This is a genomic window from Pectobacterium brasiliense (assembly GCF_013449685.1).
GTDB lineage: Bacteria > Pseudomonadota > Gammaproteobacteria > Enterobacterales > Enterobacteriaceae > Pectobacterium > Pectobacterium brasiliense_A.
Window position 1 is genome coordinate 53,280 of record NZ_JACDSF010000012.1, and the last position, 22,028, is coordinate 75,307.

Here is a 22,028-nt window from a genome sequence, read left to right on the forward strand (position 1 = left end):
CGATATCAGCCGACAGCGCCTTGCTGTTTACCGTGCGGCCGATCGGCACTGCCCCGATTGACTCAGGCGTTACCCTGATGATTTTTCCTGTTGGTTTCGCCATGTTGTTATCTCACAAACTCAATAGATACCACGTCTGTATTTTTCACCGCCTCGGCCAGATACACCGTATTGGCCTCAACGGTATAGGAATACCCCAGCATCTGGCCGACGCCATTAACATGCACGGAAATCACAGTCACATTGCCAACAGCAAAAGTGCTTTCACCGCCTTTAATGACTGGCGTGATACTTTCAATCACCAGCGTGGCGTTATCCCCTTTCTCACCGTCATTCACCTTGAATGACACGGCGGGAAGGGTTTTGCCGTCACTGGTTTTAAATGTCAGTGAAACTGTGCGGCCAGCAGCCATGTATTACCTCACGTGTTCTCTGTAATTTTCACTTCAACGCCGGTGATGCTGACGCCGTTATCACCTTTAACCCCTTTCAGCTCTGCCGCATATTGCGCTTCGGTTTTATTGGCGTTCCCGGCCTGCGCTTTCCAGACTTCATAGGCACTTGCACCGTCGGAAACATCGAATGAAGCGGGTAACGTTTTTCCGTCAGAGGTTTTAAAATTTAATGTCACTGTGCGTTTAGCTGGCATAACTCTCTCCCGATTAATTAATTTCTGTATTCACATCCACACTATTTATTTTTTGCAGCGCTGAATCGGGCAAAAAAATTCCGCCATCATTTCCGGAGGAAAGAATATTTCCGCCATCAGCACTCAAAAATACACTGCCGTTTAATGCATTTATTTCACTGCGTAGTTTGGCGACGTCATAACTCAAATCATCCGTGCTGCCGCTGGTCGTGCGCTGCGTAATCACAGGTGCAGGAAACACCACATTGATAAAATCCCCCTTGCGTAGCGGCTCAGGAAATAACAGCGTGTTGCCGTCCAGTGAAAAGGAATAATTCAGCGCCTGCTCAATCCCGTTAATAAACACCATGGCAGCGGTAAAGGTATAAGGCGGGATGACTTCCACTTCGCCGCCTGTGGCCTCATAGCGCCACGCGGTTAAGTCGGTTTTTAAGGCGTATTGCGGGTGCGGGTTTTTCGCCGCAAGGTGTTGTGCCAGCAGCGTATCGGCATAGGCTTTCACATCAATCACGGCGTTATCCACATAGCCGCGCGTTGCAAGCACCACCGCTGGGTCGATTTTCAGCGTGACTGCCTCGGTGCTGCTGACAATCAAAATCATGCGCACGGTCTGAATGCGGCCGCTTCCCTGCTGCAATAGCGGCTTGTACGTTTCCGGGCAGTTGGCGACGGCAATCAGATTGCCGTCGTCATCAAACAGGCCGATTTCACGTATCCACCAACCGCCCTCGGATTCAGGAATAACCTGCTCGGCAATAATCTGGCTGGGGTTCGTCGGGTCAAGGCTCAGGGCATTCAATGCCGCCCGGCGCGTTTCGTGGATCAGCGCGGTTTGTGCCGGGTTAGGGGTGGGCAGCGTACCGCCACCATCCCCTACCGCCATTTTTGTGATGTTCAGACGGCTACCTAACGCGGTAGCATTCGCCAGCTTCGCTGCACCGATGTTGGTTAACAGGGCAAAATATTTTGCGCTCATGCGGTTACGCTCATGTTGTCGATTAAATGAAGTGCTGCTCCGGTCACATCCAGACCGGACACCGTGATGTTTTCAGGAAAATAGGGGTATACCGTCAGATCATCGCCGCCGTAAACGGTAGCGGCAGCATAGGCCGCGCCCTGTGTGTCAAGGTTGATATTTAGCCCCAGCAGGTGACGGGAAGCAGGCTTAGCGTCGGCAATCAGCCGCTCCAGCTCGTAAAACGTTTCCTCGGTAATGCCGCTATCCTGCACGCCAATATCCAGGCGAAACGTGCCTGGCTCTCCGCCGTTCTGAAACCATTCGCTGATACGGATCAGATAACCAAACGGCTCCACTACGCGACGCAGCGCACCGATGGTGCCTTTATGACGATGGATAAAGAACGCATCGCGGATCACCTGCCGTTTCACACTCTCCGGCCACGCCTCATCCCAGCGGTCAACGGAAAACGCCCACGCCAGATATGGCAGCAGGTTAGGCGGGCAGGTGTCCGGGTTCCACAGCAGACGCAGGGGAACGGGTGCGCGGGTAATCTCGGCACAGGCGGTGGCGGCGGCCACTTCCAGCGCAGACGACCCGACAGGCAGCAGGCGGGTATCAATCATCGGCACCACCAACCCCCAGCCGATAGCCGGAACAGTAGGACGCCTGCGCGTCAGTCAGCACGATATCAGCGGCGGGTGTCGTCAGCTCGACCCGTTGCACGCCCTCGACGTGCAGCGCAGCGTAAATCGCCGAGCGACGAATATCCCGCCCCAATCGGTGCTGCGCACTGACATAGGCTTTCAGCTTCTGCTCGGCTGCGGCGCGAACAGGCTCTTTTTCTGGACCCGGATACAGGTACAGCGTGGCGTCAATCTCATACGGCACAATGGCAGCAGACTGCACCGTCACGCGGTCTGCCACCGGGCGCACGTCTTCACCGTTCAGCGCAGTGGCGACGATGGCGACCAGCTCCGGGCTGGCGCTGCCATTGCCCTCGCGTGACAGTACCGACACGGTGACGCTGGCCGGGCTGGGGCTGATAACCGACACATCCGCCACACGCCCGTCGGCGCTGCGTCCGTGGTACTGGTATGCACCGACCGACCCGGCCACGCTTAAGCCCTCGAAAGACTGCTGAATGCGCAGGCGGAAATCGCTGTCGGATTCCATCAGCGCAGGTGTCGGCGGTAGCGTCGAATCGTCAGCCGGGGTAATCACCAGACGGGACACGCTGAAATTTGCACCGAGCTGGTCGAGGTCATCCCCCTGCGCAAACGCCACCATTACGGCGCGTGCGGCTTCATTGACGCGCTGGCGCCACAGCAATTCGCGGTAGGCGTTTTCCTGTAACAGCTTGACGAGTGGATCGGATTCCAGCGTCAGCGTGCGTGCTACAGCGGCGCGCTGGTCTTCCGGGTAGAGCGACAGCAGCACCGCTTTGCGCTCGGTGTAAATTGCCTCGTAATCCAGTTCTTCCACCACGGCAGGCGCGGGAAGCTGGCTTAAATCAATCATCGCCATCGTGTCAGCTCACAGGAACGGAAAGGAAAACGGCGTTGCTGTCAGCCAGCACGCCTGTGATATCAACGGCCAGCTTGCCGTCAAAGGAGCTTGTCAGGTTGATGGCCGTCAGCGTGATGCGCGGCTCCCACCGCAGCAGCGCCATGTAACACGCGGCCATCACCTGCAATTTCACAGCGGGATTTTGCGGCTGGTCGATCAGCGCCGACAGCAGCGAACCATAATCCCGGCGCATCACCCGCGACCCGACGGGCGTGATGAGAATATCGCGCACGCTCTGGCGAATGTGCTCAAGGTCGCCGAGCGTCTGACCGCTGTCACGGCTCATGCCGAGGTAACGTGCTGTCATCGTGTCCCGTCCGTCCAGCCGCCGCCGTTCTGCACGTTGCCGTGATTGTGTTTATCCACCTGCACGCCATTTGAGGTAAACGCACCGCCGCTGTGCTGGATAGTGCCGCGCATTTCCCCACCTTGCTGTACTTCCAGCGTTCTTGTAATCAGCTTGTTGGTGCAGACCACTTCGGGCGTGTCCAGCGTGATGCGGGTTGACGCTCTCACCGTGACCAGTGGCACTGTGGCGGTGAGGGATTCAGAGGCGGTGATATCGGCGGTTTTAATCCCGCTGACGGTCAGCGCCCCGGTGGCGGGTTCGTACTCGATAATCGCACCATCAGGAAAGCTGACGTGATACGCATCGGCAGACGCCGACGGCGCAGGGTTGGCATCGGAATAGATGCCGGGCAGCACAAAGGCGGTGTCCAGTTCGCCGCCGATGGACAGGATCAACACCTGTTCACCAATGGACGGTGCCCACCAGTCGCGGGAGCGTCCGGCGCGACGCGTCAGCCAGTTCAACCAGCCTGTGGTCATTTCTCCGGTTTGTACCCGGCACAGAGCGTCCGCTGTGTTGACGTGGGTCACGACGCCGACACGGTTCATATTGCGCAAGAGGCGCAGGATTTCAGTAAGGGTGGCTTGTGTTTTCATGAGGGAAATGTTGCCGCCGGGGGAGGATGGCGGCAACCTGATGCGGTTTGCTGGTCAGTCAGACAACGAGATTATTGTAGCTTTGCTAACTCATCTGCCTCTGCGCGCTTATCCTTCAACAATCGCATCAACAGATTCACGGTATTAACCGCTGACCCGTGTTTGCAATCCAGCGTTGGGAATAGCGCTTGCATATGCGGCCAAAAATCCATTGTCAGATATTCTACCGATTTAAATAACGCATTCAGTTGTGAGGTTTGGATATGGTTGAAGATAAGCGGCGTCTCAGGAATATAAAACTCCAAATCGCAAGGGTGAACGGGCTTTTGCGGTAGAGGCTGAACGTCTTTTACCTGAGGGTTGAAATAGCAATCTTCCAGCTTCTCGAACACATCCCATGCCTGATCGGTTTCCAGCATCTTGGCGTGGCGGGCTGCGCCGCGTTCTGTCCAGAGGATGAGGCTACGGGCGCGTTTACCGACTAACCCGTTTAAATCGGGTCTGTTGTTATCAACAGAGTATCTTTTAGATACTCTGTCCTTAAAGTCTTGTAAATCAGCATCTTTCAGATTGAAGAAATGTTTCCCTTCAATAAAACGATCACTATTTCGTTTGTGGTTTTGTCGGATGCGAACAGTTTCCGTACCGTAAAGTTGAGCTAGTAGCTCAGAAGTAACGACAGGGATATTGTTGTGAGTAACAACGGAAAGGCTTTCTACGGATAGTTGGGTAGTCATAATGACCTCACTGATTTTTTTGAGATAACCACTTTTGATGGTGGTGTCGGGAGGCTCAAAACGGCTCAGTGAAGCCGCGGACTTATTCCCCTTGCGGGTGTTGTATTCGTCGCCCTCCCGACATTAATCGGGGTGTGGCCGCGCGATGCGTCCACTGAATGACAGGCATAAAAAATCCAACACTAACGGGGTTGGTTCTGACCGCACTGAGAAGAGGTTTTGAGTCCTCGTGGAGCGAACCATAGCGGAAACTGTCAGGTAAAATCAACCGTTTTTTTATGCACTTGCGCACCGTGCATGAGTGCATTACAATTGCATGCACAACAAACGAGGGAGCGACGGATGCAAAAAATGCGCAGCATTCATAGCTTTCGGGATCAGTGGCTGGAAGATTTTTTTATGTATGGCAAGTCGCATAAAAAGATACCTGCCGATGTGGTTACATCCTTGTCCCGTAAGCTGGATATCATCAACGCGGCGGTATCTGCAAAAGACCTGAGATCGCCACCGGGGAACCGATACGAGAATCTCAACCCACCATTGGGGGAATATTCATCCATCAGAGTGAATATCCAATATCGCCTGATTTTTAAGTGGGTTGATGGTAAAGCAGAGGATATCTATCTTGACGACCATGGTTATAAAAAGCACAAATAACCCGTAGACCCGTAGACCCGTAGACCGAAGGAAAATATATGGCACAGGCACAACGCAAGCCGACATCCGTAGGCGATGTCCTGTTATATGAATATCTTGAACCTACAGGTTTGAAGATTAATGACTTGGCGGAAATGCTGAACGTCCACCGCAATACGATTAGCGCGCTGGTCAACAACAACCGTAAGCTAACGGTTGATATGGCTTTCCGTCTGGCAAAAGCGTTTGATACGTCAGTTGATTTCTGGCTTAACCTGCAAAATAGTGTTGACGTATGGGAAGTGGAAAATGACGCGCGCACTCAGGAAGAAATTAGCCGGATCACCACGCTGGAAAATTTTCTGGCGCAGCGCGATGAAAATGTGAAAGACGTCGCATAATCCTAGCCCCGCATTCGCGGGGCTTCATTCATTGACTCAGATGCTTTATCACCAATCCTTCAACCTCTTTTATCTCCCGATTGCTGAACCCCAGCAGCGGCCTTGCCTCATACTGCACATCGTCACCATTACGACCTGGCCGATCACGTAAACCGTAGTGATGCACCCGCGCCATACGTTGCACCCGCCCGATAAATTCCACGCTGGCCGCATCGGCAGTGCCTTTGGCTTTGAGGTATTTGGCGGTACGCAGTTTCTGGAACATCTGCCGTTTCACCCGGCCTTTCTTGCCCTTGATTGGCTGTGCTTTGCGCGGGGCATAGGCTGTGCCGTCCGGTGCTGTCTGCGCTTTGATGTGCTGTTGCTGGCTACCGCGCAGGACTTTTGCCACCGTTCCGGCTAGCTTTCGACGGCCAGACGCCGACAGGCTGGCAAGCAGCCCGGCCAGCTTGTCGTCAAACGGTTTCAGCTCATTCATGCCACGTACTCACTAACTCACCGCTGATGTACAGGGACAACGGGCGCTCGACGGGAACAGGCAACGGTGGCTCTGGCGCGTGGGTAACGTGCAATGCCTTGTCTACCTCTTTGACGATCACACGCTCAGTGAGTTTCAGGCTGATGCTGATATCACAGCTACCGTTATCGTTAATGTCAGCGATGTAGGTAAAGCCTTTGCTGTCATGAGTGATATCCGGTTGATTTTCTCGTAACCACGCCTGAATCGGCACCAGTATCCAGTCGATATCGTCAGTAAAATCCGTGATAATCAGATTCAGCGTGTACTGGTTCTCAAACGACAGCGACGCGGCCAGCGTGGACACCACCGCGCCGCTGTCGATAAAGACATGCAGCATATCGGGATTGTTTTTCAGTACCGGCACCGCGTCACTTAAGGCGCTGCGCAGGCTGTTGGGTTTCAGCATGGTGTTGTTCCTGACAGTGTTTGATGGTTTCCACCTGTAGCGCACAGCTCACCAGCGCGCCTTCTAACTGGCGGTTATCGGCGCTTAAGTCACCGTTCGTTTCCGGGCTGCTGCCCGGTATCGGGCAGCTCGTTACCTTCGGACAGCCAACGTAAATAAGCGTCGGGGGTGTCAAAGTCGGGGCGGCGGTGCAGCCGCTTAATATCGTCAGGCAAAGCAGTGCCGTACCAGCGGCGCAGATCGGCATTTTCATTGAGTAACCTCGTGATTTTTTTATCGCGGGACGCGGCCAGTTGCCCGGCCTGTGACAATTTCGTGCGCAGTTCCACCTGTGCCTGTTCATTGCGCCGGGCGTTGTCCTGCAACGTCCCGATAGCCGCAGACTGCGCCAGCAACGTGTCTTTCTGCTGACTCAGGGTAATATCCTGCTGGCTTAACTTCTTCTCTGCGTGGGACAGTTGCCACTTAGCCATAACCAGCGCAGCTAAGAGACACGCGGCAACAATGGCGAAGAACTGTGTCAGTGGCTTGCTCATGCCGCTCCCTTAAGGCAGACGGCACGCTCACGCTGGCGACGGGTTTCAATGCCCCGCGATATCTGGCCGTTGACATAGACCCAGCGCAAGAGCTGATCACAGGCGTTGCGCCACTGGCCTTTGTTGATAAAAAACGCCAGTGTAGAGCGGCACGCCGCACCGACACCGACATTAAACGCAAAGCTCACGATGGCGTCGTAGACGGCCTGCGGCATGCCAACGGCCATACAACGCGCCAGCGCCTTTTCGACCCGCAACACATCGGCTACAAGATTCACCGCCGCCTCACGCTCGGTGATGGTTTTCCCCGGCACCACGCCTGCGGTGTGTCCGATCCCGTTTGTCCACACGTTCGCGCTGCACTGATAAGGACTTAAGCGGCATCCCTCAAGGTCGGCAATCAGCGCCAGTCCCTCTTGTGACGTTTTCAGCAAGGAAAAATCCGGCACTAACGCGGCCAGCGCTAACACCGTGGCGATAACGCAGCGTTTAACGAGTGATTTCATGAATAACCTCGCGAGGATTATCGATAGTCTTCAATAGCTGGTAACTCTTGCGGCGGTAGTACCAGTTAACACCGACAGTGAACACCACCCCCAGCGCCCCGAAATAGGCCGCGAAATCCTGCGGCGTCATCGCGCCGAAAAAGGCCAGCGCCACGCTTATCCAGTACGCGATAAATGACGTGATTCTTTCCATATTCAATCCCATAAGCTCACCGTTTCTGCGACAGGGGCGGTAGCAATATCCGGCAGGGTGACTGCGGTGCCGTGGGGCAGTATTGCCCCGAACTCAGCCAACCCCGGATTAGCCGCTAACACCGCCTCAACGGCACCCTGCGTGCGCCCGTAGTGGCGATAACACAGGGCGTCCAGCGTGTCGCCCTGCTGTGCGATAACGTTCATCAGATATGCCCGATGATGCCGCGGGGCTTATCCTGCAAGTGGCTGATTGACCAGCGCGCATCGCGCCACAGCTCATCAATCGTGCCGTCGAGCGCATCGGCCTTACGGTCGCCTTTGGCGCTGGCGTCATAGCTTCGGTAACGCTCGTACAGCGTTGCCGTGGTAATGGCGCTGACTGCACACAGATAGTGGTGCTCTTTTTCGCTCTGGCCGTCGAGTCGCTCGGCGGGAACGGCGTCCAGCGTTTTAAACCCTGCCGCCATCTGTGCCGCGCGGTACTCGTACAGCTCGGCGTTAACCTCAGAAATGGCGGTTTTCGCCGCATGGCGCAGGCGCTCCGGCGTGACGGTGTTCTCAAGGCGCATCAGCATACGCAGCGTTCCCGGCTCCACGTCCGGCCAGAAGAAGGTGTTTTTGATTACGGCATCCTGTTGCGCAGGCACCGGAATAACCACCGCATCCGGGCGTGGCTCCGCTTTCGCGGGGAAAATCATTGTCGTCATGACAACCTCTGAATAGGTGGGCGGTGGACACAGGCTCAGAAAACAGTGAACTGTTCCGGCCTGTGTGCCGCCCGGCGCGGGGCGCGTTGGGTTAACGGCTGGCCGCTGCTTTGCGCAGCGCGGTTTCCAGCCGCTCTATGTCTTTTTTCACACCGCTTCGGCTATCAAGCTGAAAGGCGCGTTTCAGGTGAAACAGGGCTTGCTCCGGCTTGCCGCTGCGCAAGATCAGGCCGATGATTTTGTGCAGCTTGGCGCGCACCTGATCGGGCATGTCCTCTGCATCGGTCAGGGTCAGCGTATCGATCAGCAGGTCAATATTGACCGCCTGCCCGGCGGTATGGGCGCGGGTTGCGGCGTCGGCCACCTCTTCGGCTAACAGGTACGGCGTCGGGCGGGTGTACCCCTCTGGCATCACCAGCTTGTGCGCGATGGCATAACGGGCAATCTCCAGCGCGCCGGGGACGTCTCCGGCGTCGAGCTTCCACACCATGACCGTCATCAATACCGCATCCTGTGCGCCGCGACCGTTTGCCAGCACACCCGCGACCCACGGCGCATAGCTGGGCAACAGCCCGCTTTTCATTTCGGCTTTACGCTCCATTGAGCGCACCTGTTTTAACGTGCGTTTATCAGCCGCAAGCCGGAACAGCATTTGCTCGTACCCGGTGGCCTGTCGCAGCGGATCANNCTCCCGCTGCGACGCCTCAGCAGCCGACACCCGCATCATGTGACGCTGGGCGGGGCTTAACATGGCTTAAGCTCCGGTGTTATCGGTTGAGGTTTCAGTACCTGACGCGGCTGGCTCTGCGGCCTTTTCCGCTTCCGGCGGTTTCGGGAACTTACCGAGCTGGATGTTTTCGATCAGACAGCCGCAGCCGTAATCCTCAACCACATAATCTTGTTTGATAGATTCGTAGTTTTCGATACGGTCACGCTTGGCGACTTCTTCAATGTGGCGGCGGTGGCTGTCGTCCATGTAGTAAATCGACAGGTTATCCAGACGAGTAATCATCAGCGCGTTGGCCGGGAAGTACGGCACGCGCACGGCAGGTAAGTTACCGATGCGTTTTTGGCTAACAATCACGTCAGCGGCTAACATCTCGCTGTTTTCCTGCTGTTTGTTGACCAGCGGGAAATACTTATCAGAAAGCAATTGACGACCACAAATCACGACTAAATCGGGGTCTTCTACATGCCATGGGTCAAGTAATGTTTCCGTATTATTCATCACCAGCGCGTCGAGCGTTTCATAATCGCCGTTTTCCCCTACGCGGATCACATCAGAAATTACGGTGCCATCTTCACCCGTCACTTTGTCCATCACTCGCGCAGGTGATTCGTTGCGGTATTTTTGCAGCCAGCCCACGGCCACATCCTGTAACAGTGGATATTTAGCACGGTCAGAGGTTGCTGAACGCTTCACGCCGTTGAATCCGGCCATGATGTAATCCAGCGACTGACGTTTTGCGATGGCGTTACGTAAACGCAACTGGAAATCCTGAAAACGCGCCCACAGGTCAAGGGTGTTGTAACGGATATGGAAATCAAAGTTCATCTGTTCGCACTTGTATTGCCGCGCTGCCAGACTCAGTAGATCGGCGGTTTCACGCTCGTCGCCGTTTGAGGTATCCGTGGTGCTGGCTACTGACCCGGACACGCCGAGGCCGATTTTCTCCCCGGTCAGCTCCGCAACCGGCACGATGTTGATACGGGTCAGGAAGTCGCTGGATTCCTGTACCACTTCCATCAACGACTGTGTGACGGACGGCTCAACGCTGAATTTCTTGCTCAATGTCTCCACTTCAACGCCATTAATCGCGGCAAGCTGGGTCAGGTAAGCATTAAATTTAAAACGGGTTTCTTTACGCATGGTTTTTCCTGTTCTTTTTGAATAAGGGGATCGAGGGACATTGCCCCAGTTAGCAGTTGGTCAGCAACGAGGCTTCACCTTCGCCACCTGTTGCCGGGGGGCGGCGCGTTTGCGACAGGCTCTCTGTGCCGTCCAGCGTGGCTTTGAGGTCGGTTAGTTCCTGCTGTGCTTGATCGCTCTTGCGGGATGCATCCTGCTTATAAACAGCAAGGTCAACTTCAATCTTTGAAATGCGCTGATAAACATCACCAAAGCCGCTCTGGACATGCTCACCCACCGCAGCCACCGCCTCATGCACATCATTAAAACGGGCGTCATCGCCGGATTTTTGGCGGCTCAGTAGTGTTTTGATGCGAGACAACAGCGTCGGCTCCACGTCCGGCAGGTCTTCAAACTCCAGCGTCACTTCGGTGGCGACAGAAAAGAGGTTTTCCGGGGAAGATTTACGGGTTGCCAGCGGGCTATGCTTGGCTTTGGCGCTGAATTCCAGCATTTCCGTGCCGAGGCTGGCCGGGTCATCGGTGACCGCCAGACCGACCAGATAGCTCTTGCCTGTGTTGGCAAAGTTGGGCTGGATCTCCATAGAGGTATAGATTTTCTGGCTGGCTTTATTCATTGCCACCAGTTCATCCGTCGGGGTGATTTTGGCGAACAGCGCCAGCTTGCCACTGATAGCCGAATCATCATCAATCGTCTCGGCTTTCAGCTCGACTACATCGCCATAGCGGCGAAACGGGCTATCAGGCAGCAAACCTTTAACGTGCTCAATGTTGATGCGGCAGCCATAGACGCGCGGATCAAATCCTTCGCCCATCTGTTGAATATCGTTCGCGTCAATGACGCGACCATCACAGGTATCGCCCTCGACACCGATACGGAACCACTTAGAAACTTTCTTTGCCATTTTCTCATCCGTTGTTTGCGGGAAGTCGGGGCGAGTATCCGGCGTGACACTATGGCGCGCCATCAATCACGGTTCGCTAACCGCTGGCACAACAGGCACTTAAGGCGGCGAGGGGCGGCGCTGACGTAGCCTTGTCGTCATGAATACAGCCATCGATACCACCATCATCAGCGACCCACGGCGACAAGCGGCTTTGCTCTACTGGCAGGGCTTTTCGGTGCGTCAGATTGGGGAAATGCTGAACCAGAAAACGCCGACCGTTCAGAGCTGGAAGCAGCGCGACGGCTGGGACGCTATCGCCCCGGTATCGCGTGTTGAAGCCAGTCTGGAAGCACGGCTAATTCAGCTCATCATGAAGACGAAAAAGGAGGGGCATGACTACAAAGAGATTGACCTGTTAGGCCGTCAGATTGAACGACTGGCGCGGGTGAACCGCTACAGCCAGACGGGCAACGAGGCCGATCTCAATCCCAACGTGCGCAACCGCAACAAGGGCGAACGCAAGGCACCGGAAAAGAACCTGTTCAGCGAGTCGGCTATCGAGAAGCTGAACGACATTTTCCTGAGTGAGATTTTCGAGTACCAGCGCGGCTGGCATCAGGCCGGGCTACAGCACCGTATCCGCAATATCCTGAAATCGCGCCAGATTGGGGCGACGTTCTATTTTGCGCGTGAAGCCCTTATCGATGCGCTGACTACCGGGCGCAATCAGATTTTCCTCAGTGCCAGTAAGGCGCAGGCGCACGTCTTTAAAAACTACATCATTGATTTTGCCCGACTGGTCGATGTTGACCTGAAAGGCGATCCGATGATGCTGCCCAACGGGGCGCGCCTGTTCTTTCTCGGCACCAATATCCGCACCGCGCAGAGCTATACCGGAAACCTGTATCTGGATGAATATTTCTGGATCCCCAAATTTCAGGAGTTGCGCAAGGTCGCCAGCGGCATGTCATTGCACAAAAAGTGGCGCTCCACGTATTTCTCCACGCCGTCGAGTCTGGCACACAGCGCTTACCCGTTCTGGTCGGGTGAACTGTTCAACAAGGGGCGCAGTAACAAGGCCGATCACCTGCATCTCGATTTAAGCCATGCCAACCTTTCCGGCGGCGTGCTGTGCGGTGACGGCCAGTGGCGGCAGATTGTGACGGTAGAAGATGCGCTGTCCGGCGGCTGTAACCTGTTTGACCTCGACCAGCTCACGCTGGAATACAGCCCGGCAGAGTATCAAAACCTGCTGATGTGTGAGTTTGTCGATGATAAGGCTTCCGTGTTTCCGTTTGAGGAATTGCAGCGCTGTATGGTCGATGCGCTGGAAGAGTGGGAAGACTTTAACCCTTACGCGCTGCGCCCATTTGGCTATAAACCGGTGTGGATTGGTTACGACCCGTCACACACGGGCGACAGCGCAGGCTGTGTGGTTTTGGCACCGCCGCAGGCACCGGGCGGTAAATTCCGCATCCTTGAGCGCTTCCAGTGGAAAGGCATGGATTTTGCCGCACAGGCCGACGCTATCAAGCTGTTGACGGAAAAATACATCGTCGAATACATCGGCATTGATGCAACCGGTATCGGTCAGGGGGTTTACCAGCTTGTGCGGGGTTTCTTCCCGGCCGCACGCGAAATCAAATATTCCCCCGAAATCAAAACCGCGATGGTGTTGAAAGCCAAAGACACGATCACCAGTGGGCGGCTGGAGTACGACACCAGCCATACCGACATCACCCAATCGTTTATGGCCATACGCAAAACCATGACGGCCAGCGGTAACCGCACCACCTATGAAGCCAGCCGCAGCGAGGAAATCAGCCACGCTGACGTGGCATGGGCAACCATGCACGCGCTGTTAAATGAACCCCTGACCGCCATCAACGGCCATGTCCCTGTCAGCATTTTGGATTTTAACGAATGAAAATGACCACATTCACCCCCAGCCAGATAGACGATCTCCACACGGCAATTGAGCGCTTCACCTTTCCGCATCAGGCTGTCTGGCAGCGTGTCGGTAAACTGAACGTTGACCGCACGATCACCAAAGCGCGCCAGATTGGCGCAACGGCATTTTTTGCACGTGAAGCGCTACTGGACGCGCTGACGACCGGACGCAACCAGATTTTTTATGCCCCGACACAGGCAGTCGCACAGGTGGCACGCGCTCATATGCAGGCGGCGGCGTGGCAGGTTGGCGTCAATCTGTCAACAAACCGCGCCGGGCATGTGCTGTTACAAGACGCACAAATTTCATTTCTAGGTGAGCACAGCCACTGCGCGGCCTATTCTGGCAATGTGTATATTGATGAATTTCCGTGGTTTAAAAACCCGCGCGCTGCCTTTTTAATCGCCAAATCTATGTCGATGCATAAACAACACCGCCGGACGTTGTACGGTTCCGTATCAGATAATTATTCCGCGTTCCGGGTCTGGCGTGGCGATTTTTCACGGCGCAGGCATCCACAGCCCGCCCTCTTTATGCCGGGTAGCGCGTTTGGTGCTGATGGTGTCTGGCGGCAGTCGCTGACGCTGGAACAGGCGGCAGCGCAGGGCTGTAACCTTCACGACATTGAGGAAATCAAGCGGGAATGTACCCCGGAAGAATACAAGAAACTTTTTGAGTGCGACTGGTCGCAGGCCATCAACAATAAGGAGCGGATAGCATGAAAAAGCGCAAATACCGCAAATCACAATCGGCACCCGTCAGCCAGGCACAACCGATAGAGGCATTCACATTTGGTGAACCGTCTGCCGTTCTGGATCGCCGCGACATTCTGGACTATGCCGAGTGTATCCATAATGGCCGATGGATTGAGCCGCCGATCAACTTTAGCGGGTTGGCTAAAAGCCTACGCGCTGCGGTACACCACAGCTCACCCATCTATGTGAAACGTAACATTCTGGTGAGCACGTTTATCCCGCACCCGCTATTGAGTCAGCAGGATTTCAGCCGCTTTGTGCTGGATTATCTGGTGTTTGGTAATGCATTTCTGGAAAAGCGCCTGAACCGCATAGGCGGCATCCTGCGCTTAGATTCCAGCCCGGCCAAATACACCCGGCGCGGAGTAGAAGAGGATGTTTACTGGTTCGTACAGTCATTCAAAGAGCCGCACCGCTTTGAACCAGGTAGCGTGTTCCATCTGCTGGAGCCGGATATCAATCAGGAAATGTACGGCCTACCGGAATATATCAGCTCGTTGAACTCAGCTTGGCTGAATGAATCCGCGACGCTGTTTCGGCGCAAGTATTACCAGAACGGTGCACACGCGGGTTACATCATGTATGTGACCGATGCGGCACAAAGCGGCACCGACGTAGACAAGTTACGCGCCGCGATGAGTAATACAAAGGGGCTGGGGAATTTTAAGAACCTGTTTTTCTACGCTCCCAACGGCAAGCCGGACGGTATCAAGATTGTGCCACTCAGCGAGGTGGCGACGAAAGACGACTTCTTTAACATCAAGAACGCCAGCCGTGACGACCTGCTCAGCGCCCACCGCGTGCCGCCGCAGATGATGGGGATTATCCCGAATAACACGGGGGGCTTTGGTGATGTGGAAAAAGCGAGTCAGGTGTTTGTCAGGAACGAGCTGACGCCGCTACAGGAACGAATGAAAGAAATTAATGATTACGTGGGAATAGAGGTGATTGACTTTAAGCCCTATAAGCTACAAGGGGAATAACGAATGAGGCCACCATACGGTGGCCTTGTCATTATGAATGGCGCTCAATGACGAGATCGACACCTTCATTTAACAGCTCGTTAATTGACACTCCGTTAGCCTGTGCCGTTACTGCTAACGCTGCGTGGCGTTCCGGCGTGAGGCGCGTGGTCACTTTACCACTGTAGGATTTATACGGTTCAATGCCATCATTACGGCACTCATCAAGAAATACGGCAAGTGATGTGGCACCTTCTTTTTTCAACTCTTCCACGCTGTAAGCATAGAAATCCGCGCCGCCGTTAAGCCCGACAAATTCCCCACGAAACATCTCAATTTCCGGGTCAAAAGCGATGACGGCCGTGTGGCCGTCGATTTGTAGTGTATTAATCATGGTCTTACTCCTAAGCTGTCTAACCATACCCGAATGGAGTTAACCGCCCCCTTGTCAGTGGTTGGTCTTGGGTGTGGGCGGTGAAAGATTCTTTTCTCACCTTTCAGCAGTACCGCAACCCTTGAACCTTCCCTTTCGTGTACTTCTGCCCCCAGCGCAATAAACAACGATTCAATATCACTCCACTTTATTGAACCGCTAACCGGACGGGAAAAGACATCTGACAGCGTTTTCTGGTGTCGTTTGTTCATACAGAAAATGTACCATGCAAAGTAAACTAATGGTATCAAAAAGTGATACCATTAATTGCTTTTTTAGTGTCGTTATTTGGTGTCAATCATGGTTGTTGTTTCACCAGTAAATCACACTCTGCGCGTTTCTCTTTCAATAACCGCATCAACAGGTTAACGGTTTCTACAGCGGAACCGTGTTTACAGTCTAATGTTGGGAACAGTGCCTGCATATGCGGCCAAAAATCCGTTGTCAGATATTCCACCGATTTGAATAACGCATTCAGTTGCGAGGTTTGGATAGAGTTGAAGATAAGCGGCGTCTCAGGAATATAGAATTCCAATTCGCAAGGGTGAACCGGTTTTTTCGGCTCAGTCTGAACGGCTTTAGCCTGTGGGTTGAAGTAGCTTTCTTCCAGCCACTCGAACACATCCCACGCCTGATCGGTTTCGAGCATCTTCGCGTGACGCGCTGCGCCGCGTTCCGTCCAGAGGATAAGGCTGCGAGTTTGTCTTGCGACAGACTGACTATCTGTCAGTCTGTTTTTAAATTCCCGTAAATCAGTGCCTTCCAGCTTGAAATAATGTTTACCTTTAATGAAACGAGCTGCATTGCGTTTGAAGTTCTGCTGAATACTATTCACGTTAGCACCGTAAAGATTCGCCAGCAGATCGGTGGTAATAACAGGAAAACCGTTCTGAGTGATGACAGACAGGGATTCAGCGGAAATTGTGCCAACCTGCGTGTTATGTAAAACCATTTCGTTTACACTATTCATGTCTTTTATCCTTGTGCTGGATGGGGACGAAATAGAAGCCCTGACTGTTACCGCAGTTGGGGCTTCACTATTTATGGTAGCCAGTGGCTATCAATGTTGAAATGTTAGTATCCATGGGCTACCATGTCAATACAATATTTGAACAGGATCATTGGTATGAGTGCGAAGAGAAATCCACAGTTCAATGTCAGAATACCGCCAGAGCTGAAAGAGAAGGTGGCTGCACTGGCAGAAAGAAACAAGCGGTCAGTAAATGCCGAAATTGTTGCTGCACTTGAACTTGTGTGTAGAAAAGCGTTTGGTGAAATTATTGAACATGACGATGGGGTAGAGCTCATTCTGAATGAGCGTGATTCCAAGCTGCTTGAATCATCTATTGAAACCTTGAAGAAAGTATCTGAAACGGAAAAAAAACTTGATGAGTTAATGGCTGAACTGAAGAAGCTAAATAGCGAAAGGGTACAGTAAAAAGGCCACAATCCGTGCTCACCAAATGCCGCTTAACCAGCGGCTTTTTACACCCGCTCAGACCTCACCAATCGCGCTCTACGCGCTCCAGTGCAAAACCAATCTCACGCACGGCATCAAATCGGAACACCTCACAGCGGGGCGCTGCGGCGCGGGATGAATCACGCCTAAACGCCCTCGCGCGCAATGCTATCCCCGCCACGCCTGCCCGCTTTGTGTGTCGCTTTTCATGCACTCGCACAATCCAGCGCGATCCGCGCCAGCTATGGCGTTAACGGGGATAAATAGGCAGTAGATCATCATGCAAAATCATGCGGGTTATGCATGCATGGCTAAAAGACGGCATCCTCTAATCGTTTTTTCAGGTATTCGACCAGTTCCGACTTGTCACTAATCTCTCGATACTCTCTGGTTTTTATCGTGCCGTTCGCCAAATCCGCAATGATTGACATCGCGGTTTTTAATTCGTCTACATCGCACTGAGCCACTAACGATATGTCTGCGATTAACTGAACCCGCGACAAAACGGCCTGTATGTGTTCCGTGTTTTCCAAGGGGTGCCATTTCCTTATTTTTTACTGTATGCGCATACAGTATTTTACATATTGAAATTTTCGTCAATCACTTAGTGTGCTACAGGTGACTGATTGGTTATATGTCCCACGCCATGTAAAACGGCGTGACATGTCACTAGAACATTTCACGCCGAGGCATTCACAGAATTAACTTTAAATCATGCCAGCCTTGCGTATTCCAGCACTCAGATGCACCAGACAGGCAGCACTCGGCAACGGGTAACTTCTCCCAGCATTTCTGGCATTTACGCTGACTGAGCTCTGCTATTTTTTGCTGTAGGGCTGCGGCATCCTGACGAATTAACGTGGTCAGGTACTCGTCGATATCATACGGATCGCGCCCCGGACGACGCAGGGCGCAGTTGCGTTTAAGCATTTCCAGCTCTTGCGCATCGACATGAATCTCGACTTTCACCACGCCAGCATCACGCTGGCGTGCGCGCTGGGCGGCTTTACGCTCGGTGGGGGATTTAGGCATTATTCCCCCTCATTCGGTTGAGGAGAAACTGCAATCATTGAATTCCAAATATCTGAAATATTTACAGTCGCCCCTGTTGACTCTAAACCAGCACAAATCATTTCATCCGTAGCAACCTTTGGCACAATGGCGAAACTGTCCGGTATTACCGAACTAGGCCAGCATCTCTTAGCCCAATCGATGCCGATCCAAATAGGATTGCCTGACTGGAGCATTTCGGCTCGGCTGGCTCTCCATGCATCCCACTGCATACGGGCGGGTAAATGAGCGTATAAATCTGGATGCCACTTGTTTCGTTCAAGATTAACAGTGCACCACATTTCAAATTGCTCGCGGGATTCCTCTTCGTCCTTCCACGCGATCAGCTCTTGTTTCCCCAACTCCGCCAGTTGCAATTCCAATTTTTTAGCGTAGGTGCTAATCCCTTTTGCCGTCCAACCTCCGGCGATAGCTTCAGGTGGTAATCCATCCAGAACGGCGCGGAGGGATAAAATTTCCTTCGCCATTTCTTCGATAATCTCACTATCGCAGACATCATTCAGATTACGTTCATGTTCCGAATCAAACGGGTTATATGTAGCCTTTCCCGCCAATTCTCCAATTTCTTCCAATTTTTCGTTAGTTAACATCGTTAAATCTCCATCTGATTACTAAACCCCGGCCACTCATCAGCCGCCGGATATGAAATAAGTTCGCCGTCAATCTTCATCTTTGCCCCACGCGCCAGCGCTTCCAGCTCCCAACGTTGAGCAGTGATACCGCGCTGGGACAAATCACGCTGAATGCGGGGCATCCGTTCCCGCTCTTCACCTGTCAATCTGGCTGACGGTGCCGGATCGCGGAGGGTATTAGGGTCAAAGTCGCGTTGCTTATGGTTTTTCCTGACGGATTGTTCACGCACACGCATTCCTAACGCCCTGACAGCCGTGTCGTCATTCCAGTCAATCGTCGGGTTATACGTTTCTGATGTGGTCGCTATGGCGTTGTTTTCGGCCTGATTTTTGATATTTTCGCCAGACCGTTGAGAACGCAACCCACAGTTATTGACAGGACTCCGAGGCGCGCCGGAGGCGCTTTTTAAGGTCAACAGATCAACGTCAACGGCCTTGGAAACAATGCGCCATTCGGTTGTACGGGTTTCAAAAACATGACCTGCGCCTAAATGCGGGGCGAAAATCCCGACAACCTTTTGCACTTCCTCGTCATAGTCGTTGAGCTTGTCTGAAACCCGGCGCGCAACGCGTACCGTTTGCAGCTCGCGGGAAACATTCGCGCCACCCTGTGCGGCCATGTATGCGGCAAAGTCGCCAGCATCGGCGGCACAACGAACAGCTTCGACTTGCTCATCGAACTGGTCAGTGAGATTGACGGTACGCAATGGGCTACTGCGGCATTCACGGTAAGCGCCCATCGTGGGGATACCGATAGCCTTAAATTGGGGGATGCGCCACGTTGACGCCCACGCGGTAACGGCTGCGGCCATATCACGCAGCGGCTTTCCGGTTTCGTCGTCCAGTTGGCCGTCGAGCGCGTACCCATCAATATTTTTTGCGATGTACTTAGCGATATAGCCAGCCGCGCCGCCTTTATTGAGGTGTTTACATTCAAAGCGGTACTTAGTCGCACCGCGCTCCTCGCCGTCTTCTTTCAGGGCATAGCGGCGCATAATGTCGATGACGGGCTGACGATGGGCGCGCTTGCAAAACAGCATCATATGCCAGTGCGGTGTCCCGTCGTGATGCGGCTCGACAACACGCATCCCGTAAACTTTCAGGTCTGCGTCTTTAAATGCTGTGCGCATTTTGCCCCATATCTTGACCAGATAGCGCTGGCCGTCTTTGGGCGTAAAGGCTTCATTATCCCAACTCCGGTTAAACTGGACGTTTTCGTTATCGCCTTTGCCGATCACGCGGGTCGGGTGATATTTCGACGGGGTGGTGATAGTGATAAACATCCCGACGTCTTTCTGTTCGCTGGCGTAACGCTCCACTCCGGCGATGGTGCTCATCAGCTCCATACGCCGGATTTCCGGGTTAGAAATACTCGCCATCACCTTGTCGATCAGGTCGATACGCTCACCTGTTACGACGTTCTCCAGCTCGCAGTTTTTCAGGTAATCCATGTTAGCGAGGCGACGCGCCTGTACATCGCGGATCGCCATTTTGCTGGCATACGGCGACGCCTTTTTACTGACCTGACCGACGGCAATCATCAGCGCTTCACGCCAGCGGGTGCGCTGGGCTTTAAGCTGGCGAGTCCACCACTCCTCATTAATCAGGCGGGACACGCTGGCTATTGCCTTGCGTATATCCAGCGTGCCTTTGCGGTAGTTCTTCCAGAAAAGTGGGGTGATATTGAACGCACGCGCCATGCTGGCGACATGGCCGAAAAGCTCGGCCTGTGCCGCATCGGTAAAAAGCGCATCAGGTTGACCGCCGTGCTCCGCCTTCATGGCGTCGCTCAATTCTTCATACGCCGAAAATATCTGGCCGGAAATACGCGCAGCCAGACGCCCCAGCGCTTTGTCATTCATACCGGGCAACGTTTGATAATCGTCAGATTCAGACAGGAAACGCTCAGAAGCATTGCGATTCATGGCGTGACGGGTATTGATTGCATCGATACGCGGCCACATGCGCAGCATAAAGCTGTTAACCAGAAAACGATTAGCGCTCAGCATCCCTTTATTTTTTTTCAGGTAAGCGTAACGATTCAGGCAGATTTCGCGCAGGAAGTGCGGTTGCTGGTTAATTTTGGCTAAAACGGCTTGCCCCTGAGTCCATTCCTCACGGGTAAGCTGTCTTTCTTCTGGCACGATGGCCGGACGGGGGGCGTTCCACGAATGCGCCCCCACAAATGCATCGCGGGTGCTACCGGGAAAAGGTGGCGGGGGTGTGGGAGCGGAGCGCCCCCGATGGGTATGATTCATAGCGTAGCGCCGGAGCACACGCCCCGGTGGGCAGTTGTATTTTCTCTTAAACAGGTTGCTCGGTACTGTTTGCCATCTTTCATCGTGACAAAGAAAGCGCCGCTTTCGACGATTGACGGGAAGTAAAAAGCCACGTCTTCGCTAGGTACTGAGATCTGTTTCTTACCACAGGTAAAAGAAATTGAGGTCACAGCCCACCCCGATAATGCTTACCTTTCAGTTCGTGAATGCCCTGACATGTCGCGCAGCGGGTCACGCCGTCGATTGCAGCGCGGCGCGCTTCGGGTATCGGCTGATCGCAGTCTTCACACTCGAACGCAGAAACGCCGCGTTGAGCGTTCCGGGCGTTGGCGATCTGATGGTCTAACATGTCTTGCTGGCGCTGCTGCACCATGTCCATAGCATCCGGCATTATTCTTGCTCCTTATCGTTATTTAATTGGTCAAAGGCTGACTGGCACATTGCCGCAAAGCGTTTGCTTTCGGTCAGCAGCTTCTTTGAGTCGGTGACGTTCCCGCGCCAAATTTCGGTGGCGATAGCACGATGCACAAAATCGTTAATGAGGCTGACGGGATTCTGATAAACAGCCAGCGTGGATAAATACGGCTGGTCGCCGTCTTCTTTACCGCATTTAATTTCGCCCAGCGCAAAGTCATAGCCGACTTTCGCTATTGCATAATTGCCGTTGATATCGACGCGGTTATAAGCGGGGTTTTCCATTACATCACCGCCTTGATATCTGACCCAGAATTATTAAAGGCGTCGGATTCCTGTCGTAATAATTCGATGATTTCCACGCTGCTTAATTCATTGATAGCGGCATGAGTCGCCAGTTTGTCCAGACGAGAAGAAAAAGACGTGTGCGCATCGGCTTTCGCCTCGGTGCGTGCCTGAGAAAGCATTAACTGAATGCCCTCGCTTTCAGCCTTGCGGTGCATCGCCTGACCGACTGTTTTATACATGTGCATATAATCCTCAGATAAAGA

34 protein-coding genes are annotated in these 22,028 nt (G+C 53.6%); 6 read left to right on the forward strand and 28 right to left on the reverse strand.

Annotation, left to right across the window (positions count from 1 at the left end; translation table 11 throughout):
- Window positions 1–107: 107 nt before the first annotated feature.
- The 8 genes from H0248_RS05090 to H0248_RS05125 all read right to left on the reverse strand — a co-directional run bounded on the left by H0248_RS05090 (window position 108) and on the right by H0248_RS05125 (window position 4,858).
- Window positions 108–413 carry a hypothetical protein gene (locus H0248_RS05090; RefSeq protein WP_180784999.1) on the reverse strand — a complete coding sequence of 102 codons (306 nt, stop codon included), beginning with the start codon at window positions 411–413 and terminating at the stop codon, window positions 108–110.
- Window positions 414–421: 8 nt separating this feature from the next.
- Window positions 422–649 (reverse strand): hypothetical protein, encoded by a 228-nt coding sequence (locus H0248_RS05095; RefSeq protein ID WP_180785000.1) that lies wholly within the window; start codon window positions 647–649, stop codon window positions 422–424.
- A 13-nt stretch (window positions 650–662) separates the two neighbouring features.
- Window positions 663–1,625, reverse strand: coding sequence for a phage tail protein (locus tag H0248_RS22040; RefSeq protein WP_240346028.1), 963 nt, complete (start codon window positions 1,623–1,625; stop codon window positions 663–665).
- The gene (locus H0248_RS05105) at window positions 1,622–2,233 is read right to left on the reverse strand and encodes a phage tail protein I (protein WP_180785001.1); all 612 of its coding nucleotides are present in this window, start codon (window positions 2,231–2,233) and stop codon (window positions 1,622–1,624) included. Before H0248_RS05105 ends, H0248_RS22040 begins: the two co-directional genes overlap by 4 nt.
- Window positions 2,226–3,134, reverse strand: a complete 909-nt coding sequence (locus H0248_RS05110) for a baseplate assembly protein (protein ID WP_180785002.1) — start codon at window positions 3,132–3,134, stop codon at window positions 2,226–2,228. The genes H0248_RS05105 and H0248_RS05110 overlap by 8 nt, the downstream gene beginning before the upstream one ends.
- A gap of 4 nt (window positions 3,135–3,138) precedes the next feature.
- On the reverse strand, window positions 3,139–3,483 hold the full coding sequence (locus tag H0248_RS05115) for a GPW/gp25 family protein (protein ID WP_039465215.1): 345 nt from the start codon (window positions 3,481–3,483) through the stop codon (window positions 3,139–3,141).
- Window positions 3,480–4,121: a phage baseplate assembly protein V gene (locus H0248_RS05120; protein WP_180785003.1), complete on the reverse strand. Its 642-nt coding sequence runs from the start codon at window positions 4,119–4,121 to the stop codon at window positions 3,480–3,482. The genes H0248_RS05115 and H0248_RS05120 overlap by 4 nt, the downstream gene beginning before the upstream one ends.
- Before the next feature lie 71 nt (window positions 4,122–4,192).
- Window positions 4,193–4,858: an ORF6N domain-containing protein gene (locus H0248_RS05125; protein ID WP_180785004.1), complete on the reverse strand. Its 666-nt coding sequence runs from the start codon at window positions 4,856–4,858 to the stop codon at window positions 4,193–4,195.
- A 342-nt stretch (window positions 4,859–5,200) separates the two neighbouring features.
- On the opposite strand from H0248_RS05125, the gene H0248_RS05130 reads away from it, so the two are divergent.
- Both H0248_RS05130 and H0248_RS05135 read left to right on the forward strand, forming a co-directional pair.
- Window positions 5,201–5,515, forward strand: a complete 315-nt coding sequence (locus H0248_RS05130) for a type II toxin-antitoxin system RelE/ParE family toxin (RefSeq protein WP_015841346.1) — start codon at window positions 5,201–5,203, stop codon at window positions 5,513–5,515.
- 38 nt (window positions 5,516–5,553) lie between these two features.
- A complete protein-coding gene (locus H0248_RS05135) occupies window positions 5,554–5,895 on the forward strand; it encodes a HigA family addiction module antitoxin (protein ID WP_015841345.1) in 342 nt (113 codons plus the stop codon).
- A gap of 28 nt (window positions 5,896–5,923) precedes the next feature.
- On the opposite strand, the gene H0248_RS05140 is transcribed toward H0248_RS05135, so the two are convergent.
- The 11 genes from H0248_RS05140 to H0248_RS05185 all read right to left on the reverse strand — a co-directional run bounded on the left by H0248_RS05140 (window position 5,924) and on the right by H0248_RS05185 (window position 11,602).
- The gene (locus tag H0248_RS05140) at window positions 5,924–6,373 is read right to left on the reverse strand and encodes a phage virion morphogenesis protein (RefSeq protein ID WP_180785005.1); all 450 of its coding nucleotides are present in this window, start codon (window positions 6,371–6,373) and stop codon (window positions 5,924–5,926) included.
- The gene (locus H0248_RS05145; RefSeq protein WP_180785006.1) at window positions 6,366–6,821 is read right to left on the reverse strand and encodes a phage tail protein; all 456 of its coding nucleotides are present in this window, start codon (window positions 6,819–6,821) and stop codon (window positions 6,366–6,368) included. Before H0248_RS05145 ends, H0248_RS05140 begins: the two co-directional genes overlap by 8 nt.
- A complete protein-coding gene (lysC, locus tag H0248_RS21885) occupies window positions 6,784–7,026 on the reverse strand; it encodes an Rz1-like lysis system protein LysC (RefSeq protein ID WP_308415652.1) in 243 nt (80 codons plus the stop codon). The genes H0248_RS05145 and lysC overlap by 38 nt, the downstream gene beginning before the upstream one ends.
- Window positions 6,911–7,357, reverse strand: a complete 447-nt coding sequence (gene lysB / locus H0248_RS22045) for an Rz-like lysis system protein LysB (RefSeq protein WP_180785007.1) — start codon at window positions 7,355–7,357, stop codon at window positions 6,911–6,913. The genes lysC and lysB overlap by 116 nt, the downstream gene beginning before the upstream one ends.
- The gene (locus H0248_RS05155; protein WP_180785008.1) at window positions 7,354–7,863 is read right to left on the reverse strand and encodes a lysozyme; all 510 of its coding nucleotides are present in this window, start codon (window positions 7,861–7,863) and stop codon (window positions 7,354–7,356) included. Before H0248_RS05155 ends, lysB begins: the two co-directional genes overlap by 4 nt.
- On the reverse strand, window positions 7,847–8,068 hold the full coding sequence (locus tag H0248_RS05160; protein WP_044208990.1) for an HP1 family phage holin: 222 nt from the start codon (window positions 8,066–8,068) through the stop codon (window positions 7,847–7,849). The genes H0248_RS05155 and H0248_RS05160 overlap by 17 nt, the downstream gene beginning before the upstream one ends.
- The gene (locus tag H0248_RS05165; RefSeq protein ID WP_180785009.1) at window positions 8,059–8,262 is read right to left on the reverse strand and encodes a tail protein X; all 204 of its coding nucleotides are present in this window, start codon (window positions 8,260–8,262) and stop codon (window positions 8,059–8,061) included. The genes H0248_RS05160 and H0248_RS05165 overlap by 10 nt, the downstream gene beginning before the upstream one ends.
- Complete coding sequence (locus tag H0248_RS05170) at window positions 8,262–8,765, reverse strand: head completion/stabilization protein (RefSeq protein ID WP_180785010.1); 504 nt, start codon at window positions 8,763–8,765, stop codon at window positions 8,262–8,264. Before H0248_RS05170 ends, H0248_RS05165 begins: the two co-directional genes overlap by 1 nt.
- Before the next feature lie 91 nt (window positions 8,766–8,856).
- Window positions 8,857–9,516: a phage terminase small subunit gene (locus tag H0248_RS05175; protein ID WP_180785011.1), complete on the reverse strand. Its 660-nt coding sequence runs from the start codon at window positions 9,514–9,516 to the stop codon at window positions 8,857–8,859.
- A 3-nt stretch (window positions 9,517–9,519) separates the two neighbouring features.
- Window positions 9,520–10,635 carry a phage major capsid protein, P2 family gene (locus tag H0248_RS05180; protein WP_180785012.1) on the reverse strand — a complete coding sequence of 372 codons (1,116 nt, stop codon included), beginning with the start codon at window positions 10,633–10,635 and terminating at the stop codon, window positions 9,520–9,522.
- 49 nt (window positions 10,636–10,684) lie between these two features.
- Window positions 10,685–11,602 (reverse strand): GPO family capsid scaffolding protein, encoded by a 918-nt coding sequence (locus H0248_RS05185; protein ID WP_374705258.1) that lies wholly within the window; start codon window positions 11,600–11,602, stop codon window positions 10,685–10,687.
- Between the two features lie 76 nt (window positions 11,603–11,678).
- Here H0248_RS05185 and H0248_RS05190 point away from each other — a divergent pair, with 76 nt between their 5' ends.
- The 3 genes from H0248_RS05190 to H0248_RS05200 are packed head-to-tail and all read left to right on the forward strand — an operon-like array spanning window position 11,679 to window position 15,210.
- On the forward strand, window positions 11,679–13,448 hold the full coding sequence (locus tag H0248_RS05190; RefSeq protein ID WP_180785014.1) for a terminase ATPase subunit family protein: 1,770 nt from the start codon (window positions 11,679–11,681) through the stop codon (window positions 13,446–13,448).
- Window positions 13,445–14,194: a terminase large subunit domain-containing protein gene (locus tag H0248_RS05195; protein ID WP_180785015.1), complete on the forward strand. Its 750-nt coding sequence runs from the start codon at window positions 13,445–13,447 to the stop codon at window positions 14,192–14,194. Before H0248_RS05190 ends, H0248_RS05195 begins: the two co-directional genes overlap by 4 nt.
- On the forward strand, window positions 14,191–15,210 hold the full coding sequence (locus tag H0248_RS05200) for a phage portal protein (protein WP_180785016.1): 1,020 nt from the start codon (window positions 14,191–14,193) through the stop codon (window positions 15,208–15,210). Before H0248_RS05195 ends, H0248_RS05200 begins: the two co-directional genes overlap by 4 nt.
- A gap of 31 nt (window positions 15,211–15,241) precedes the next feature.
- On the opposite strand, the gene H0248_RS05205 is transcribed toward H0248_RS05200, so the two are convergent.
- From H0248_RS05205 to H0248_RS05215, 3 genes are all read right to left on the reverse strand, one after another.
- Window positions 15,242–15,583, reverse strand: coding sequence for a type II toxin-antitoxin system HicB family antitoxin (locus tag H0248_RS05205; protein ID WP_039276161.1), 342 nt, complete (start codon window positions 15,581–15,583; stop codon window positions 15,242–15,244).
- Window positions 15,580–15,834: a type II toxin-antitoxin system HicA family toxin gene (locus H0248_RS05210; RefSeq protein ID WP_072009193.1), complete on the reverse strand. Its 255-nt coding sequence runs from the start codon at window positions 15,832–15,834 to the stop codon at window positions 15,580–15,582. Before H0248_RS05210 ends, H0248_RS05205 begins: the two co-directional genes overlap by 4 nt.
- Before the next feature lie 86 nt (window positions 15,835–15,920).
- The gene (locus H0248_RS05215) at window positions 15,921–16,592 is read right to left on the reverse strand and encodes an ORF6N domain-containing protein (protein WP_240346026.1); all 672 of its coding nucleotides are present in this window, start codon (window positions 16,590–16,592) and stop codon (window positions 15,921–15,923) included.
- Window positions 16,593–16,748: 156 nt separating this feature from the next.
- Here H0248_RS05215 and H0248_RS05220 point away from each other — a divergent pair, with 156 nt between their 5' ends.
- Window positions 16,749–17,060: an Arc family DNA-binding protein gene (locus tag H0248_RS05220; protein ID WP_180785017.1), complete on the forward strand. Its 312-nt coding sequence runs from the start codon at window positions 16,749–16,751 to the stop codon at window positions 17,058–17,060.
- Between the two features lie 714 nt (window positions 17,061–17,774).
- Here H0248_RS05220 and H0248_RS05225 read toward each other — a convergent pair.
- The 6 genes from H0248_RS05225 to H0248_RS05250 form a co-directional block, all read right to left on the reverse strand.
- Window positions 17,775–18,113, reverse strand: a complete 339-nt coding sequence (locus tag H0248_RS05225) for a hypothetical protein (RefSeq protein WP_180785018.1) — start codon at window positions 18,111–18,113, stop codon at window positions 17,775–17,777.
- Window positions 18,113–18,742, reverse strand: a complete 630-nt coding sequence (locus tag H0248_RS05230) for a hypothetical protein (protein WP_180785019.1) — start codon at window positions 18,740–18,742, stop codon at window positions 18,113–18,115. The genes H0248_RS05225 and H0248_RS05230 overlap by 1 nt, the downstream gene beginning before the upstream one ends.
- A 2-nt stretch (window positions 18,743–18,744) precedes the next feature.
- Window positions 18,745–21,042 (reverse strand): replication endonuclease, encoded by a 2,298-nt coding sequence (locus H0248_RS05235; RefSeq protein ID WP_180785020.1) that lies wholly within the window; start codon window positions 21,040–21,042, stop codon window positions 18,745–18,747.
- A gap of 187 nt (window positions 21,043–21,229) precedes the next feature.
- Window positions 21,230–21,454: a TraR/DksA family transcriptional regulator gene (locus tag H0248_RS05240; RefSeq protein ID WP_180785021.1), complete on the reverse strand. Its 225-nt coding sequence runs from the start codon at window positions 21,452–21,454 to the stop codon at window positions 21,230–21,232.
- Window positions 21,454–21,762 carry a DUF5405 family protein gene (locus H0248_RS05245; RefSeq protein ID WP_005967852.1) on the reverse strand — a complete coding sequence of 103 codons (309 nt, stop codon included), beginning with the start codon at window positions 21,760–21,762 and terminating at the stop codon, window positions 21,454–21,456. Before H0248_RS05245 ends, H0248_RS05240 begins: the two co-directional genes overlap by 1 nt.
- A complete protein-coding gene (locus tag H0248_RS05250; protein WP_039318092.1) occupies window positions 21,762–22,010 on the reverse strand; it encodes a DUF2732 family protein in 249 nt (82 codons plus the stop codon). Before H0248_RS05250 ends, H0248_RS05245 begins: the two co-directional genes overlap by 1 nt.
- Between the last annotated feature and the right edge of the window lie 18 nt (window positions 22,011–22,028).